Source organism: Leisingera sp. ABD4_442, assembly GCF_056160905.1.
In genome coordinates this window covers 14017-30040 of record NZ_JBSWYB010000036.1, presented here as the reverse complement: position 1 = coordinate 30040, position 16024 = coordinate 14017, and the positions used below count along the sequence as shown (strand labels likewise).

Genomic DNA, 16024 nt, shown 5'->3' with positions numbered 1-16024 from the left:
CGGCGGGAGTTTTTTCGGAAAGATGAAAGCCGGGACTTTCAGGCGGCCGCGTTGCGCAGGGAAACCGGCGCCACGCCATAGGCCTTGCGGAAGGCACGGGTAAATCCTTCAGGGCTGGTATAGGCATAGCGACGCGCGACGGCCTCTACCCGGTCACCGCGCGCAAGATCCTGATGCGCCAGGATCAGCCGCCAGCGGCGCAGGTAGCCGATCGGGGTTTCGCCCACTTCGGCGGCAAAAAGCTCCGCGAAGCGCGACAGCGACAGACCTGCCTCCTGCGCCAGGTCGGCGTTGGTCCAGAGGCGCCCGGGATGGTCATGCATCGCCACGATGGCACGGCTGAGGCGGGGATCGGCAAGACCCGCCAAGAGCCCCGGCTCTGTCGCGCCTTTCCGGATCTGGTTGCGCAGCAAGCGCACCATCAGAACCTCGCCCAGCCGGTTGATCACCGATTGCGCCCCGCAGTGCTGGCCCTCTGCCTCATCCCGCATCAGCCTGACCAGCCCCTGTGCCTCGGCATTGCCGGAAACACCATACTCCACCACCGGCGGCAAGGCGGCCAGGAAGGGGTTGCTGTGACCCGACCACTCCACTCGCGCTGCCCACATGATCGCGCCCAGAGCCGGATCCGCCAACGGTCCGCGGGTGCTGTAGAGGATCCGCACCGGCTGTCCTGCCGCATCCGCCAGGGCAATAAGGTTGGCCCCGCCCGGGGCAGCGGCCTGCACGGTGAGCTGGAAGCGGTCCATCAATGTGGTGAGGCGATCCATGATTTCGGAGTTTCCATCAGCTTTTTCGGATTTATACAACAGTAAACTGGGCGATACCTTTGGACAAGAACCTCCACTCACATCATTCATAAGGACCAAAAACATGCTGATCCCCCGCCAGAAAACCCCGGACCTGACCCTGCCGACGCTGGACCATGGGCAGTTTAACCTCTCTGCGGAAACCGCCGAGCGCGGCACTGTGATCTGCTTTTACCGCGGTTTGCATTGCCCGATCTGCGCGACCTATCTGAAGGAGTTCGAGAAGAAGGTTCCGGCCTTTGCCGAACGCGGTGTCAACTGCATCGCCATCAGTTCTGACGGCGAGGAGCGCACACGTGCAATGGCCGGCAAGATCGAGGCCAAGGAACTGCGGTTCGGCTACGACCTGCCGCTCACCGTGGCCAAGGAATGGGGGCTTTATATCTCCACCTCGCGCGGCAAGACCTCTATCGGGATCGAGGAGCCTGCGCTGTTCTCAGAGCCCGGCCTGTTCCTGGTAGCACCGGAGCAGACGCTCTATTACGGCTCGGTGCAGACCATGCCTTTCGTGCGCCCGCATTTCGCGGAACTGGTGGCGGCACTGGATTTTGCCATCCCCAACAACTACCCGGCGCGCGGCGAATACACCGGTGAGGTGTAAGCGTTACAGCTGCCGCTGGGGCCAGTGCAATTCGCCGGATTGAACAATAGACAAGGGGTCCGCTTCGTTGCATACGGGGCGGACCTTTTGTCACTGCGGCAGCCCCCATTGCACATCCGTTTCGAGAAATACGACCACGCCGAAGGCAAGCACCGCTATTGCCTGCTGAGCCTGACGCCGACCCTGTTCGGCGACTGGTGTGTTGAGCGTGTATCCGGGCCGCTGAACGCGCCGGGCGGGGTGCAGAAGCGCACGTATTTTGCCGGTCAGGCAGAAGCGCAGGCGATTTTCGAACGCTTCCGGGACCGGCAGCTGAAACGCGGCTATGCGCCGATCCCGGTGCAGCTGGGGCTGCTTTAGGCTTATTCGACGCGGGTCCAGGTTTGTTTCGAGCAGATCAGCCCGCCCGCAACGCAGCCCCGCAAGGCCAAGGAGCTGCCCGCCAGATCCATCTTGCCGATGTAGATCTTGTCGTTGGAGGGCCGCCAGACCTTGCCCTCGTAAGAGCCGTCGCCGTTTGGCACCATGTCGATCACCAGCGTCTTGCCAATGTTCGGGGACTGGTACTCACCATCGCTGTTGAAGGTGCGGGCGATTTTGCCGCAAACCGCGGCGCCGCATTTCGCCATCTGGATGTGGGCATAGGAGCCGTCATCGGGTTCGGTTTTCCAAACACCCAGAACCGGGTCCGCCGCAGCTGCACCTGCCAGCCCCAAGGCCACGGCAATGCCTGCCAGTAGATGTTTCATTCCATTTCCTCCCTGTTTTCAGGCAGCCTGTCCCTGATGCCTGCTTTGAGGCAAGGTTGACTTCGGGTCGCGTTGCAATCTGCCCTTACGTTGTGCAAAACACCGCCAGCTTGATTTCACGAAGGACCGCCCGGATGATCCTCTACCCCGCGATTGACCTCAAAGACGGCCAGGCCGTGCGCCTGCTGCATGGCGAGATGGACAAGACCACAGTGTTCAATGACAACCCCGCCGCGCAGGCGCTGGAGTTTGTCGAGGCGGGCTGTGAGTGGCTGCATCTGGTGGACCTCAATGGCGCCTTTGCCGGCGAGCCGGTCAACGCCGTGCCGGTCGAGGAGATCCTGAAGCAGACCAAGGTGCCCGCGCAGCTGGGTGGCGGTATCCGCGACATGGCAACCATCGAGCGCTGGATCGGCAAGGGCCTGGCCCGGGTCATCCTGGGCACCGTGGCGGTGGAAAACCCGGATCTGGTGCGCGAAGCGGCGCGGGAATTCCCTGGCAAGGTGGCGGTCGGCATCGACGCCCGCAACGGCAAGGTCGCAACCAAGGGCTGGGCCGAGGAAACCGACGTGATGGTCACCGACCTCGCCAAATCCTTTGAGGACGCCGGCGTTGCCGCGATCATCTATACCGACATCCTGCGCGACGGCGCGATGAAGGGCCCGAATGTCGAGGCCACCGCCGGTCTGGCAAATGCGGTCAGCATCCCGGTGATTGCATCCGGCGGCGTGTCCTCGCTGGACGACCTCACGGCGCTGAAATCCTGCGGCGCGCCTTTGAACGGCGCGATTTCAGGCCGGGCGCTCTATGATGGGGCCATTGACCTGAAAGAGGCGCTGGCGGTTCTGAAAGCCTGACGCCGTCCCGGCGAAGGGAAAGCCTATGCGCCTCGTCCGCCGCATTCTTGCCGTCCTCACCATAGGCCCGATTGTCCTGTGGCTGCTGTGTATTGCCTTTGTGGTACTGCTGGGAGCCGGCTTTGATTGCGAAATCCACGAAGGCTTTGCCAACCCCTGCGTGGTGCTGGTCCGCGACCTGGGCGAGACCGCCTATACCATGGGGGTCTTTGCCGCCTGGGGGCCGCTGATCTTCGCCCCGGTCACCATGGGCGCCGGGCTGTTGTGGGCGATTGCAGCCGTGATCGACCGCTACCGGTCCCGCCCGCGCCGGTAAGGCACGGGGCGGCCTGCAGGCGGCCTTCGGGGTTATTGCGCGGCAGCAGCCGTCAGCTTGCCCAGAGCGCCCTGCATCTTGGCAATGAACCCGGCGTCAGCGGGGATATCGAGGCCCGAAAGCATCTCAGCCGGATCCTCATAGGTCAGCCAGACCTGGCCATCCGCATCCTCATACGCCAGCACTTTAAGCGGCAGATAGAGCCCGGCGCGCATGTCCGCCTGCATCGCCGGGGTGCCCAGCTTGGGGTTGCCGAAAATCAGCAGCTGGGACGGCTTCAGCGCCAGTTCCGCCTTTTGCGCGCCCGCGGCATGATCCACCCGGGCAAAGACGGTGGCGCCTGCGCCCTCAACAGCGGCCTGCAGCGCGTCCATGGTTTCCGCCACGGGTTTCTGGCTTGGCACTTTGATCAATTCGGCAGCGGCGGGCAATGCAGACATGAGGGCGATGGCTCCGGTAAGGATAAGGTTTTTCATCATAACAGCTGCTCCAAAATGTGAGGCGATGCGGTGAAAACAAGGCAGCGGGCGCAAACAGGCAAGTCACGTTTGCGGCATTGGCGGTATCTGACTGCCTGCCTCGGTACTGTCTGGCAGGGTAACATAAGCCCGCCCCGGACCAAAACGCGCAGCCGCAGCCATATCTGTTGCGCTTTTGGCAGTCATTGCGTACCCACGGGCGCAAGGAGCAAAAGGCGGATCCCCATGCTGAAAACCCGTATCATTCCCTGTCTCGACGTCGCCGATGGGCGTGTGGTCAAGGGCGTCAACTTTGTCGGCTTGCGCGATGCGGGCGATCCGGTGGAATCGGCCAAGGCCTATGATGCTGCCGGCGCGGATGAGATCTGCTTTCTCGACATTCACGCGACCCATGAAAACCGCGGCACCATGTTCGACGTGGTGCGGCGCACCGCCGAGCAGTGCTTTGTGCCGCTGACCGTGGGCGGCGGGGTGCGCACCAAAGATGATGTGCGGGCGCTTCTGCTGGCGGGCGCCGACAAGGTCTCGTTCAATTCCGCTGCGGTGGCCAACCCGGATGTGATTGCTGAGGCCGCGGATCAGTTCGGCAGCCAGTGCATCGTCTGCGCCATCGACGCCAAGACTGTCGAGCCGGGCCGTTGGGAGATTTTCACCCATGGCGGCCGCAAGCCGACCGGCATCGACGCGGTGGAGTTCGCCAGGCTGGTGACAGCCAAGGGCGCGGGGGAAATCCTGCTAACGTCAATGGACCGCGACGGCACCAAATCCGGCTTCAACCTGCCGCTGACCAAGGCGATTTCCGATGCGGTGGACGTGCCGGTGATTGCATCCGGCGGTGTCGGCAACCTGGATCACCTGGTGGAGGGCGTGACCAAGGGCGGTGCCAGCGCGGTGCTGGCGGCCTCGATTTTCCATTTCGGGGAATTCACCATCCAGGAAGCCAAGGACCACATGGCTGCCGCCGGCATCCCGATGCGGTTGAACTGAAGGGGCATGTGATGAGCCTGCTGCACGATCTCGAAGCCACCATCCTGTCCCGCAAGGGCACCGATCCGGAGACCAGCTGGACGGCCAAGCTGCTGGCCAAAGGGCCGGAGAAATGCGCCGAGAAATTCGGCGAGGAAGCCATTGAGGCGATCATCGAAGCGGTGAAGGCTGACAAAGCCAAGCTGGCCTCGGAAGGCGCTGATGTGCTTTATCATTTCCTGGTGATGCTGGCCGCCCGCGATGTTGCGCTGGACGATGTGCTGCAGGTGCTGGCTGAACGCCAGGGCCTCAGCGGCATTGCCGAGAAAGCCAGCCGTCCCAAGGGCTGACCCCAAGCCCGCTCTCAATATCACAATTGGCCAGACCCTGACGGGCAGACTTGCCCGTCAGGGCCTCTCAGCAAGTTCTTTTGCGCCGCGCAGCGGCGCCCGGCCCAACCGCGCATGACGCCCTTTAGGGCGCCAGCAGCGGGCGGGAGCGCCCCGAACAGCCACAGGCGTCAGAGTTTCGAGGAAATGATGCCGGTGGCAAAACCACCCATGCGCAATTCGCCGAACAAGCGCTGGTATTCAATCTTGGGGCAGCGGTTCTGGATCACCGTCACCCCGCGCGCCTCGGCCCTGGCGGCAGCCTCGGCATGCTCTACCCCTATCTGCATCCAGATGGTCTGCAGCTTGGGAAAAATCTCCAGCGCTTCATCCACGATCGGCGGCACCGCCTCGGAACGGCGGAAGATGTCGACCATGTCCACAGGCAGGTCAATTTCTGAAAGGCTGGCCCGCACTGTTTCGCCGAACAGCATCTTGCCCGCATGGCCGGGATTCACCGGAATCACCCGGTAGCCCTTGAGGCCCAGATAGCGTGCCACATAGTAGCTGGGGCGCACCGGGTTCATCGACACGCCCACCACCGCTACGGTCTTGGCCCTTTGCAGGACCTTCTTCAGATGCTCATCGCTGTAATCTGTCATGCCCGCACCCTAGCCGCGGCATCCGGCACAGAATAGACGGATTCGCTGCCCGGACATAAAAATGCGCCCGGACAAGCCGGGCGCAAGGTATGGAACGAGGGACAGTGAAAAAGATCTGCGGTGGTTCCACTCCGCAGTCTGTATTGAATATGGGTCACAGTCGGAAAAATAAAAGGGGTGCTCTCGCTTTTGTGAGGTGACAGGTTATTTCCGCAGCACTGCAGGCCAATGCGCATGCGCGCTGGCGATCATCTGCACGGTATCAGCCTGCCAAAGGGTGTGGACACGCTGGTTGTTCAACAGGAACAGCTCCCCGTCCACAATCGCCCAAATCTCAGGATTTCCCTGATGCACCAGCCCCTTGGACATCGCATAGGCGCAGTAGCCGCCAAAAACCGGTGCATAGGCACGGGGGTTAGCCTCAAACCGGGCCTGATTCCGTGCGGAAGCGAATCGCCACACGACCCCCTTCCACATCACCGCATGGGAACGCCGCCCCTTCTCTGCCGCCCCCTGCTCAAAGAAGGCCACAGGGTCATATCCCCCAATGGCCACCCCTTCGCGGGAGGAAAAGACAGCCATCTCTGCCCGGGACAGCCCTGGCAGAGACAGGAACAGAACTGCAGCAGCCAACAGGACCAGTCGCAGCACCTTGCTCTTCTCCATTCACGTTTTCCAAATCCGTCCCAGGACTCTGAAGCAGCACCCGGGCCTTGCAAAGGGCGCATACGCAGATGTGATCAGCCCGTGACGGCCCCGGCGCTCTTAGCGCCCGATCGAAGCATAGAGCGCGATCGCCGCTGCGTTCGACACATTGAGCGATCCAAAGCCGCCCGCGGCGCCGATCTTGACCAGGCCATCCACGGTTTCCTTGGTCTTTTGCCGCAGCCCCGGCCCCTCGGCGCCCAGCACCAAGGCTACCGGCAGGTGCTGCTTGCCCGCCAGCGCGGCTTCGATGGTCTGTTCTGCTTCGCCATCGAGACCCAGCACGATGAAACCCATGCTTTGCAGTTCGGTTATGGTGTCGGCGAGGTTGCGCATCCGCAGGTAGGGCTGACGCTCCAGCGCGCCGCTGGCGGTCTTGGCCAGCGCGCCGGTTTCAGGCGCCGAGTGGTGGCGGGTGCCGATCACGGCGCTGGCGCCCAGCACCTCTGCAGAACGCAGGATGGCGCCAACGTTATGCGGGTCAGTGACCCGGTCCAGCAGCAGCACCCGCGGCGCCTCTGCGCCGATGCAGTTTTCGGCCAGCCCACCCCAGTTCAGGGGCTTCACCTCAAGCGCTGCCCCCTGGTGCACCGACTGCGGGTCGATCGGCGGGTTGAACTTGCGCGGGTCGACAACCTCAGCCTCGATACCGGATTGTTCAATTGCATCTGCCAGTTTTGCCTGCGCGTTCATGGTCACCATCAGGCGCAGTTTTTCACGCTTGGGGTTCAGCAGCGCATCGCGCACCGCATGCAGCCCGAACAGCCACACGGTTTCCGCTGCAGCGGCCCGTTTGGCCTGCTCTTTTTCGACGACCCATTTGGGTTTCTTAGCCATATTGCTCTCCGGCAAAAAGAATTTGCGGGGCGCGTGAAAAACTTGCGTTTTTCCTGTTGACGCTCCTTTGGCCTGCTTGTAATCACGCCTCCACATCAGGTGCAACACGCAACTGACAGTGGGCGACAGGCCGCAAGGTGTGGCAGGGGACTGTAACTCCCTCGCGGAGACGCACGCTAGGTTCGATTCCTAGGTCGCCCACCATCTTCTTTCTGCATCACAGATCGGACGATGGTGGTTCAGCAAACCGCTGAATGGGCCGCACGCGGCGCGGTAAAACAAAAAGCCCGCATCAGCTTCGCGGGCCTTTCATCTGATTTCAAACGGTAATCTGCAGATCAGGCGGTTTCAGCCACAGCCTGTTCCGCCCAGGCGACCAGCGCCTCCAGATTCGGGCCAGCCGCCACCGCCATACCGTCCGCAAAGGCCTGGAACGGCTCTACGTTCAGCCTGTTAACGCCGGAAATCACCGGGATGCCAAGCGCCAGCGCCTCGCCGATGATGGGGCGCATACCGCGGCCATCGGCCTCGTGCTTGCCGAATTTATTGACGATCAGCAGCTGCGGCGCCGGGTCTGATTGCAGCACGCCAGAAACTTGCCCGACCGCCTGTTCCAGCGCCTCGGGGTTCAGGCGGCAGCCGCGGGCGCCCGCGCCCAGGGATTGCGAAATGCGGATGGTTTCGCCCGCAGGCAGCACCCGCACATCCATGTCGCACAACTCTTTGTCGTAGCATTCCACATTGGTCTGCACGATACCGGCCAGGCGGATGCCCTTGGCCTGCAGTTTCTCGGCCAGCTCGCTCAGCAGACGGTCGGTGGCGCCGCGTTCTTCGGTCATCACATAGGCCAGGTGCATCAGTCTTATTCTCCAGTCTCGAGTCATTTCATAGGTGGTCATGCGGGCGCCGGGGTCAACCCCTACCAGGGCAGCGGATGGTAGCCGATGACGGGGGCGTGCAGAAGCAGAAGCGCCAGGAACGCTGCCCCGGCAAGCGCGGCCTCGCTGCCCGAGGGCCGCAGCCGGGCGAGGTTCAGCCGCGCGGTGTTGCGGCTGAGGCGGCGCCATTCGCCCTGCCCCATCTGGCGCTGTTTGCGCTTGTCGATCAGCGCCATACCCATCCAGGCAAAGCCCGCAAACAGGCCGAACAGAATCACATGCGCCAGGTCGCCGTTTGCCAGCAGATGCGCCCCGGCCCAAAGCGCCATCGCCGCCAGGAGCGGGTGGCGGCTTACAGCCAAGATACCGGGGGCTGCCGGATCAAAGGGCTTGATGCCAAGCCCGCCAAAGCTGAAGGGGTTCTGCCGCATCATGCCACCCACAGCCAGCAGGCAGGCCAGCGGCATCACCAGCAGCGGCACCCAGCGGAAACCCTCCCAATAGGGCAGCACGCCGACATAAGGCGCCCGCTCCGCCGCCACGATCAGCCAGGCCAGGATAGCCAGCGACAGGACGCTGTAGCCGATGATGTAGCCGCGCAGGCCCAGCCAGGCGACCAGCCAGGGCCGCACCGGCGGCCGCACGGGGATGGCGTGGCTGGCCAGGAACAACAAAAGTGCAGAGGTGAATTCGAGCCAGCCCATTGGGGTCTCTCCGGAAATAGATCAGTCCTTTTTGCAGCTATAGGCGGGATGTCAGCCTAATACGTTGCCCCAGATCAAAAAAGGGCGCCGCTGGGGCGCCCCTTTTCGTGGTTTCGGGGGCAGTTAAAGCCCCAGCGCCTTGCGCCGCTCCTCGGCAAAGCCCTGTACCATGCGGTCGGCGATCAGGGCGAGGATCGCCATTGCAGCACCTGCCGAGATGCCCAGCCCCACATCCGCCTGCCCCAGCGCCAGATAGATCGACTGGCCGAGGCCGGTGGTGCCGATCAGTGCTGCGATCACCAGCATCGCAAAGGCATAGAGGATGGTCTGGTTGAGCCCCAGGAGAATCGACGGCGCCGCATAAGGCGCGCGGATGTCCTTGAGCATCTGCCACTTGGTGGCGCCGGAGGCGGTCGCAGCCTCGATCATCTCGTCAGGGGTCGAGACCAGCCCATGCCGGGTGTAGCGGATCATCGGCACGATGGCATAGGCGATGATCGCCAGGAAGGCCGAGAACTCGCCGATCTGGAACACCATCAGGACCGGGATCAGGAACACGAACAGCGGGATTGTCTGCAGCATGTCGCAGACCGGCCGCACCAGGCGCCAGACCCCGGGCGAAACCGCCGAAGCCAGCCCCACGGCACCGCCCATCACCGCGCAGGCAAACACCGCAGCACCGGAGAGGTAAAGCGACAGAAGCGCCCGCTCCCAGAGGCCGGAGAGCAGGATGGTGCCGAGCAGGATCACCGTCAGGACCGCCAGATTGCGCCCGCCTGCAACCCAGGCCAGGGCCCCCGCGCCCACCAGCACAAAGGGCCACGGAAGCTGCGAAACACCGGTTTCCAGAATACCTGCCGCGATCAGCAGCATCACGCCCAGCGCCAGCCGGCCGCGAAGGGCACAGACCGTACCTGCGGCGGCGCCCGCCGCAAACAGCCACAGGCTCATTGCCGGGGTCCAGGCAAAACCCCAAGTGAAAGGCAGCACCGCTTGATCGAGGCCAATGCGGATCGGCAGCAGCACGTAGAACAGCACGTTGTTCTTGAGTGCGGTCAGGAACTCCGCATTGGCGCTGGTAAAGGACGAGAGCCCCCGGTCGACACTGTCCGCCACCGGGTTGAACAGGGCATAGGTGCCGGGCTGCTGGAGCTGGCTCCAGAAGATCGCGCTGACAGCTGCGCCCAGCGCCAGGATGCCCCAGGCGACGCGCGGGTCATGATTGTCGCGGCGGTCCTGAGTCAGGGTGCCGCTCATCCGGTCAATGAGGATGGCAAAGATCACGATCACCGAACCGGCCAGCAGGCTTTCGCCGAATTGCGCCTTGCGCATGGTGAGGAGGACTTCCCAGCCGATGTCGTCAAAGCCGCCGATCACCGCCGCGATGATCACCATCGACAGCGCTGCCATCAGGCACTGGTTAACGCCCACCATGATCTGCTGCCCGGCGGAGGGGATCTCGCATTGGAACAACTGCTGCAGGCGTGTGCCGCCGGCCATTATGGCAGCTTCCTTGATTTCGGGTTCGACCCGTTCGAGGCCCAGCAGCACGTTGCGCGCCATCGGAGGCGCGGCGTAGATGGCCGAGGCAATGAGACCCACCACCGGGCCAAAGCCGAACAGCACCAGCAACGGCGTCAGGTAAGCAAAGGTCGGCACTGTCTGCATGATGTCCAGCACCGCCTGCACCGGCTGGCGGATGCGGGGGTATTCATTGGCAAGGATACCGATGCCGCCGCCGATGATCAGCGCCAAGGGAACCGAGACGGCGACCAGCGCCAGGGTGTTCATGCTTTCGGGCCAGTAGCCCGACGCCAGCACAAAGCCGAGGCCCACCACCGCCATCAGTGCCATACGCACCCCGCCCAGGATCCAGGCCAGCGCCGTGGTGGCGCAGATGACCAGCGGCCAGGGGGTGCTGCTCAGCACATAGTTGGCGGCTTCCATCGGGTAGAACATCAGCGCCGAGAAGCTGCGGGCGGCGGGCTTGATCAACGCCAGGAACCACTCCAGCCCTGCCCCCACCCAATCGGTTGCGGGCAGCACCCAGGCAGCAGGAAACTTGACCAGCCACGGCACGCTGTTTTCCAGAAGAAGACACAAGGCGCCTGCCGCCGCTGCAATCAGCGCCGCGACGGCGCCTTTTGACAGTCCCGCCATCAGCCCTGCTCCACCTGCAAAGCGGCGGCCAGATCTGCCGGGTTTACCACCCCCACCAATTTTCCCTCCGGCGTGCGCACCGGCACCGGCTCATAAAGCTCCATGCAGCGTGCGAGGGCGGCATCCAGCGTCATGTCTTCGCGCAAGCCCGGATCGTCGGCGCCGTAGACATGGTGCTCACCCGCCTGCATCACCGAAGCAACGCGGGCGTGCTGACCCTTAGCCACGTCCTTGGAGAACTCGCGCACGTAGTCGTTGACCGGGTGCAGCACGATGTCGGCGGGGGTGCCGACCTGCACCACCTGGCCGTCGCGCATGATGGCGATGCGGTCGGCCAGCTTCAGCGCTTCGTTGATGTCATGGGTGATGAAGACGATGGTGGTCTTGAGCTTCGCCTGGATCTCCAGGAACTCATCCTGCAGCTGCCGCCGGATCAGCGGATCGAGCGCCGAGAAGGGCTCATCCAGGAACCAGACCGAGCAATCCGCCACCAGCGAACGGGCGATGCCGACCCGCTGGCGCTGGCCGCCCGACAGCTCGCGCGGGTAGTTGGTTTCGCGGCCGCCAAGGCCCACCAGCTTGATCACCTCCTGCGCCTTGGCCAGCCGCTGTTTCTTCTTCACCCCTTGCACCCGCAGCGGATAGGCCACGTTCTCGGCCACGGTCATGTGCGGGAACAGGCCAAAGTGCTGGAACACCATGCCCAGCTTCTTGCGGCGCAGTTCGATCAGCCGCTTGGGGCTGGCCTCGACAATATTCTCGCCGTCGATGCGGATTTCGCCGCCGGTGGCGTGCAGCAGGTGCGAGATGCATCGGATCAGGGTAGACTTGCCGGAGCCCGACAGGCCCATGATCACAAACAGCTCCCCCTCCTTCACGTCAAAGGAGGCGTCCTGCACCGCCGGGATCAGCCCCTTGCCGCGCAAGTCCTGTGCTGCTGCTTCAGGTGTTTCGTGCTGCGACAGCGCCTCTTTCAAAGCGCTGTCTGCGTTGTTGCCAAACACCTGCCAGACATTCCGGCAGGTGATGGCAGGCGTCTCTGAGCCGCTCACTGGGCTGTGCTCAGTTGATGGCGGCGTCGACAACCGGGCGCCACTTGTCCTCGTTGGCGGCCATCCATTCGGCAACCACCTCTTCGACCTTGCCGCCGTCCACGTCGACCGCGCCCATCATTGGCTGCTGGTCCTCAACGGCCAGGGTGTAGTTCGACAGGATCTCAAAGGCTGCAGGCCAGGTTTCCTCGGTGCCGGACCAGGCGGCCTTGAAGATGCGCGAGGGCGAGAAGTCGCAGTCGTTCACCGCATTGGGGTTCGGCCCCCAGGCCGGATCGCTGAAACAGGCGTCCTCGCCTGCCGGCAGGTCGACAAACTGCACGTCATAGGCGGACATCGCCCAATGCGGCTGCCAGAAAGTGATCAACAGCGGCGTCTTACGCTCCGTCGCGGCGCGCAGCTCGACGATCAAAGCTGCCTCAGAACCCGCAGGCACGGCCTTGAACGGCAGCTCAAGTCCCGTCATACGGTCGGCACCGGGCGTGCCCCAGTCGGCCGGGTAGTCGACCAGGCGGCCATTCGGCAGGGTTTCGGCGGTGGCGAATTGCATCGCGCAATCCTTCAGCGCCTCCCAGGCCGGCAGGCCGGGGCAGATTTCGGCCACATGGGCCGGGTAGGCAATACCTTCACGCGCGTTCAGCTCCAGGTCGCCCAGTTCGACAACAGTGCCCTCTTCCACCTTCTTGGCGTATTCATCCGAGACATTGGAGGACCAGATTTCCAGCGTCGCGTGGATGTCGCCATCGGCGATGGCCTGGAACTGGTTCATCATGCCCGCGGACACATATTCCACGTCATAGCCAGCGGCCTTGAGCATTTCGCCTGCAATATGAGTGGTCACATGCTGGCCGGTCCATTCGTTCACCGCCAGCTTAATCGGCTTGCCGGTGTCGCCCAGCTCCGCCGCAGAGGCGATGCCCGCTGCAACCGTCATCGTTGCGGCGCCCAGCGCCAGCGCATATCCCTTGAAGTTCATCCTTCTACTCCCTGTCATTGTTGTTGCGCGGCCCGTTTTCCGGCCTAGCGCGTCTTTTGGAACCCGGCGGCTCATGGCAGCTGCCTGGCCTTACGGCCGCTCTTTACCTTTGTCAGCAGATGCCCATGGCCCAAGTGTGGCCGGGGATAATGCAAGTATTGGAACATATTGCGACCTCTTGTCGAGCAAATGCGGCACAAAAGGCAAAAAAATCTGATTGACGGTTTAAGTTTTTGTGCAAACAGACAAGTTCCGGAATCAACATCCCGCCCTCCGGGCTTATACCAGCGGCGGGTCGAGCAGCAAGGCAGATGCGCTGAAACAGAAACAGCGCCCCTGCATAGCAGGCGCGCTGTTCTTTGTGCATGAGCGGATTACGCGGCTTCAGGACCGGCCCTTGCCGGTGGCCTCCTCGACAACCGGCATCCACTTGGCGCGGTTGACCGCCAGCCAGCCGCGGGCGGCACCCCGCGGGGTTTCGCCGCGGACATCCACCAGGCCGATCAGCGGCTGCTGGTCCCAAATGCTCAGCTCATAGTTCTTGAGGATTTCATAGGCAGCAGGCCAGCGCTCTTTGAACCCGTTCCAGCTCGCCTTGACCACGCCGCCGCGGTAGAAATCGCAATCGCCGGTGGCCTTGGGGTTCGGCCCCCAGGACGGATCGGTGTAGCAGGCTGGCTCCGGCTTAGGCAGGCGCACGAATTGCAACGCATAGGACGACATTGCCCAATGCGGCGCCCAGAAGGTGGAAATCACCGGGCGTCTTTCGCGGTAGGCCTCCTGAAACGCCTCAATCATCGCGGCCTCGGACTCTGCCGCAACCACGTCAAACGGCAGGTCCAGGGCCCGGATCCGGTCGGCGCCGGGCGAGCCCCAGGATTCCGGGTAAGCCAGGTAAATGCCGCGCTTGCCCTTGCCATCCTTAGAGAAGATGGCCGCGCAGCTGCGCAGTGCTTCCCAGTTGGGAAGACCCGGGCACATCTGCGCCACATAAGGCGGGAAAACCACCCCGTTGCGGGCATCCAGGCCCAGATCGCCCAGTTCCTCGATCCGGCCCTCGTCTCGGGCTGCAAAATAGCTGGCCGGGTTGCTGGTGGTCCAGATCTCAACCATCGCATGAACATCGCCTGAGGCGATTTCTTCATACATGGCGCCCTGGTCGGCCTCTACGTATTCGACGGTATAGCCCGCCTCCTCCAGCATGCCGCCGGCGATATAGGTCGACAAGTGCTGGCCGGTCCAATTGTTCAGGGACAGCCGGATTGGCGTTCCAACGTCGCCCATGTCAGCTGCATGAACAGCCCCCGAAACCGCCAGCGCCCCCAGCGCTGCAACAAACGCTTTGAATGTCATGGCGTAACTCCCGTTCTGCCAGTATTCCCACATGCCGACCCCTAAGGGCGCAGCTCTGGTTCCGGCATATCAGGGGGACGTTGACAAAGATTAACGCGGCAGCGGATCACCTCCGCCGGCGCGCTGGAAAAAACCTAAAACTTGCCCTAAGCGCGCATTGCGCACGGAAACCGCCGCAATGCGGCTACCGGGTCCTGCGCGCGACCAGCAGCACAGGGTCATAGGTCAGCGGCAAGGCGCCATTGCAACCGAAACGGGCCTGGTAGGCTGCTTCGAACTCCCGCAGGCGGCGGCGGCTCCAATTTTGCCGGGCATGGCCGTTGACCCCGGTCTGGCGCAAATGCCGCAGCAGGTCCAGCGCACTGCCAAATGACAGCACGGCCGGGCGCTGCTCTACCGCCAAAAGCTCCATCCCTTCCGGCAGCAGGGCGGCCCATTCCCCGGCATCCAGGCAGCTTGGCGCTGCCGCGGCGGACCCCAGCGCCGCCAGTTCGCGGAACTGGTTGCGGCCAAAGCCCGACAGCGCCAGCCAGCCGCCGGGTTTCAGATGCCGTGCCAGCCGCGCAAGCAAGACCGGCAGGTCCGGTATCCATTGCACGGCAGAGGCCGAGGCGATCAGTTCCAGCCGCCGCGGCAGCTCTATGCTCTCGATAGGGCCTGCCGCGAACCGGGCCTGCGCTGCCCCGCGACCTTTCAGCCCCTTCAGCGTCAGCGCCGCCTCCGGCACCAGATCATTGAGGATCAGGTTTTCCACCTCGAACCGCCGCAGCATCTGCCGGGTCAGGTGCCCGGTTCCGCAGCCGAACTCCAGCGCCGTGCCGAAACGCCGCGGCGCGCCTTGAGCCTGAAGCATAGCCGCAAGCCGGGCGGCAGTTTCCGCCTGCACCGAGGCCGCGCCGTGGTAACTTTGCAGCCCGCGGCGGAAGCTGTGCAGGACGCGGGGCTGGTCCAGCCCATGGGACACAAGATCTTTCATCAGAACAGCGCCTCCCATTCTGAAAACCTGTCAAAGGGGGCGTGGGCGGCGTCGATCCTGGAGATATCCTGCCCGGCCCAGGCCCGTGCCAGATTGGCTGGCGGGAAAATCCTGTCGCCGGAGCTGATCCAGATCCGGTCGAACCGCATACGAGAAGCATCGCCGCGCTGCTCCACTGCCAGCAGTTCTGCGCGGCGCGCGTCCACATCCAGCGGCTCGGCGGGCTGCGGCGCGCCGAACACCCGTGTCAGGAAGTCCTGGTAGGCTTGCAGGCTCAGGCGCTCGACTGTCTTGCGGAAGACGGCAGGAGGGATGCCCGCGGCCCGGTGCACCGGCTGCAGGCTGCCGTTCACCGCGGCCTTGCGGTGGAACGGATCAGGGCGCCCCTGCTGCCAATGGGCATAAGCCGCCACACCAAAAGACCAGGCCAGCAGGCTGAGCCGCTCATAGCCGGAAAGATCCGGCAAGCCGGCGTCCAGATTGGTGTAATCACTGGCAAACAAGATGTCTTGCGGGCCATCCAAGTGCCAGAACACTTCCGGCCCCACGGCCCAGCCGCCGAAAACCACGATGACCTCGGCTGCCTGGTTCTGTTTGAGCCAGCGGAACTCCACG

Annotated in this window: 21 protein-coding genes and 1 tRNA gene; 7 read left to right on the top strand and 15 right to left on the bottom strand. The window is 63.5% G+C overall.

The window, feature by feature from the left end; all coding sequences use genetic code 11:
* Positions 1 to 38: 38 nt before the first annotated feature.
* Positions 39 to 770: a helix-turn-helix transcriptional regulator gene (locus ACXAHG_RS19685; RefSeq protein ID WP_475060057.1), complete on the bottom strand. Its 732-nt coding sequence runs from the start codon at positions 768 to 770 to the stop codon at positions 39 to 41.
* A 103-nt stretch (positions 771 to 873) separates the two neighbouring features.
* On the opposite strand from ACXAHG_RS19685, the gene ACXAHG_RS19680 reads away from it, so the two are divergent.
* The gene (locus ACXAHG_RS19680; protein WP_475060055.1) at positions 874 to 1410 is read left to right on the top strand and encodes a peroxiredoxin-like family protein; all 537 of its coding nucleotides are present in this window, start codon (positions 874 to 876) and stop codon (positions 1408 to 1410) included.
* 108 nt (positions 1411 to 1518) lie between these two features.
* The gene (locus ACXAHG_RS19675; protein WP_475044266.1) at positions 1519 to 1770 is read left to right on the top strand and encodes a WGR domain-containing protein; all 252 of its coding nucleotides are present in this window, start codon (positions 1519 to 1521) and stop codon (positions 1768 to 1770) included.
* 2 nt (positions 1771 to 1772) lie between these two features.
* Here ACXAHG_RS19675 and ACXAHG_RS19670 read toward each other — a convergent pair whose 3' ends face one another.
* A complete protein-coding gene (locus tag ACXAHG_RS19670) occupies positions 1773 to 2159 on the bottom strand; it encodes a DUF2147 domain-containing protein (RefSeq protein ID WP_475044268.1) in 387 nt (128 codons plus the stop codon).
* 134 nt (positions 2160 to 2293) lie between these two features.
* On the opposite strand from ACXAHG_RS19670, the gene hisA reads away from it, so the two are divergent.
* Positions 2294 to 3016 carry a 1-(5-phosphoribosyl)-5-[(5-phosphoribosylamino)methylideneamino]imidazole-4-carboxamide isomerase gene (hisA, locus tag ACXAHG_RS19665; protein WP_475044270.1) on the top strand — a complete coding sequence of 241 codons (723 nt, stop codon included), beginning with the start codon at positions 2294 to 2296 and terminating at the stop codon, positions 3014 to 3016.
* 25 nt (positions 3017 to 3041) lie between these two features.
* Entirely contained in the window at positions 3042 to 3332 is a 291-nt protein-coding gene (locus tag ACXAHG_RS19660; RefSeq protein ID WP_475060053.1) for a hypothetical protein, read from the top strand.
* Between the two features lie 32 nt (positions 3333 to 3364).
* On the opposite strand, the gene ACXAHG_RS19655 is transcribed toward ACXAHG_RS19660, so the two are convergent.
* Complete coding sequence (locus ACXAHG_RS19655; RefSeq protein ID WP_475060051.1) at positions 3365 to 3811, bottom strand: DUF302 domain-containing protein; 447 nt, start codon at positions 3809 to 3811, stop codon at positions 3365 to 3367.
* Positions 3812 to 4036: 225 nt separating this feature from the next.
* Between ACXAHG_RS19655 and hisF the strand changes: the two genes are divergently transcribed.
* Together hisF and ACXAHG_RS19645 are read left to right on the top strand one after the other, a co-directional pair.
* A complete protein-coding gene (hisF, locus tag ACXAHG_RS19650) occupies positions 4037 to 4798 on the top strand; it encodes an imidazole glycerol phosphate synthase subunit HisF (protein WP_475060049.1) in 762 nt (253 codons plus the stop codon).
* An 11-nt stretch (positions 4799 to 4809) separates the two neighbouring features.
* Positions 4810 to 5127 carry a phosphoribosyl-ATP diphosphatase gene (locus ACXAHG_RS19645; RefSeq protein ID WP_475060046.1) on the top strand — a complete coding sequence of 106 codons (318 nt, stop codon included), beginning with the start codon at positions 4810 to 4812 and terminating at the stop codon, positions 5125 to 5127.
* Positions 5128 to 5297: 170 nt separating this feature from the next.
* On the opposite strand, the gene ACXAHG_RS19640 is transcribed toward ACXAHG_RS19645, so the two are convergent.
* From ACXAHG_RS19640 to rlmB, 3 genes are all read right to left on the bottom strand, one after another.
* Positions 5298 to 5768 carry a CoA-binding protein gene (locus tag ACXAHG_RS19640; protein WP_475044279.1) on the bottom strand — a complete coding sequence of 157 codons (471 nt, stop codon included), beginning with the start codon at positions 5766 to 5768 and terminating at the stop codon, positions 5298 to 5300.
* A 204-nt stretch (positions 5769 to 5972) separates the two neighbouring features.
* Entirely contained in the window at positions 5973 to 6434 is a 462-nt protein-coding gene (locus ACXAHG_RS19635; protein ID WP_475044280.1) for a YHS domain-containing (seleno)protein, read from the bottom strand.
* A gap of 99 nt (positions 6435 to 6533) precedes the next feature.
* The gene (rlmB, locus tag ACXAHG_RS19630; protein WP_475044282.1) at positions 6534 to 7310 is read right to left on the bottom strand and encodes a 23S rRNA (guanosine(2251)-2'-O)-methyltransferase RlmB; all 777 of its coding nucleotides are present in this window, start codon (positions 7308 to 7310) and stop codon (positions 6534 to 6536) included.
* A gap of 120 nt (positions 7311 to 7430) precedes the next feature.
* Here rlmB and ACXAHG_RS19625 point away from each other — a divergent pair.
* A tRNA-Tyr gene (locus tag ACXAHG_RS19625) sits at positions 7431 to 7514 on the top strand.
* 134 nt (positions 7515 to 7648) lie between these two features.
* Here the strand turns inward: ACXAHG_RS19625 and ACXAHG_RS19620 are convergent.
* The 9 genes from ACXAHG_RS19620 to ACXAHG_RS19580 form a co-directional block, all read right to left on the bottom strand.
* On the bottom strand, positions 7649 to 8167 hold the full coding sequence (locus ACXAHG_RS19620; protein WP_475045312.1) for a DUF2478 domain-containing protein: 519 nt from the start codon (positions 8165 to 8167) through the stop codon (positions 7649 to 7651).
* A 62-nt stretch (positions 8168 to 8229) separates the two neighbouring features.
* Positions 8230 to 8892, bottom strand: coding sequence for an NnrU family protein (locus ACXAHG_RS19615; RefSeq protein WP_475060044.1), 663 nt, complete (start codon positions 8890 to 8892; stop codon positions 8230 to 8232).
* A 123-nt stretch (positions 8893 to 9015) separates the two neighbouring features.
* A complete protein-coding gene (locus ACXAHG_RS19610) occupies positions 9016 to 11052 on the bottom strand; it encodes an ABC transporter permease (protein WP_475060042.1) in 2037 nt (678 codons plus the stop codon).
* Positions 11052 to 12104, bottom strand: a complete 1053-nt coding sequence (locus ACXAHG_RS19605) for a quaternary amine ABC transporter ATP-binding protein (RefSeq protein WP_475060039.1) — start codon at positions 12102 to 12104, stop codon at positions 11052 to 11054. The genes ACXAHG_RS19610 and ACXAHG_RS19605 overlap by 1 nt, the downstream gene beginning before the upstream one ends.
* A gap of 10 nt (positions 12105 to 12114) precedes the next feature.
* Complete coding sequence (locus tag ACXAHG_RS19600) at positions 12115 to 13080, bottom strand: ABC transporter substrate-binding protein (protein WP_475044288.1); 966 nt, start codon at positions 13078 to 13080, stop codon at positions 12115 to 12117.
* Between the two features lie 112 nt (positions 13081 to 13192).
* Entirely contained in the window at positions 13193 to 13447 is a 255-nt protein-coding gene (locus tag ACXAHG_RS19595; RefSeq protein WP_475060037.1) for a hypothetical protein, read from the bottom strand.
* A 17-nt stretch (positions 13448 to 13464) separates the two neighbouring features.
* Positions 13465 to 14433, bottom strand: a complete 969-nt coding sequence (locus tag ACXAHG_RS19590; RefSeq protein WP_475060035.1) for an ABC transporter substrate-binding protein — start codon at positions 14431 to 14433, stop codon at positions 13465 to 13467.
* Between the two features lie 184 nt (positions 14434 to 14617).
* Positions 14618 to 15409 (bottom strand): methyltransferase domain-containing protein, encoded by a 792-nt coding sequence (locus tag ACXAHG_RS19585; protein WP_475060033.1) that lies wholly within the window; start codon positions 15407 to 15409, stop codon positions 14618 to 14620.
* On the bottom strand, positions 15409 to 16023 hold the full coding sequence (locus ACXAHG_RS19580) for a pimeloyl-ACP methyl esterase BioG family protein (protein WP_475060032.1): 615 nt from the start codon (positions 16021 to 16023) through the stop codon (positions 15409 to 15411). The genes ACXAHG_RS19585 and ACXAHG_RS19580 overlap by 1 nt, the downstream gene beginning before the upstream one ends.
* Position 16024: the final 1 nt, after the last annotated feature.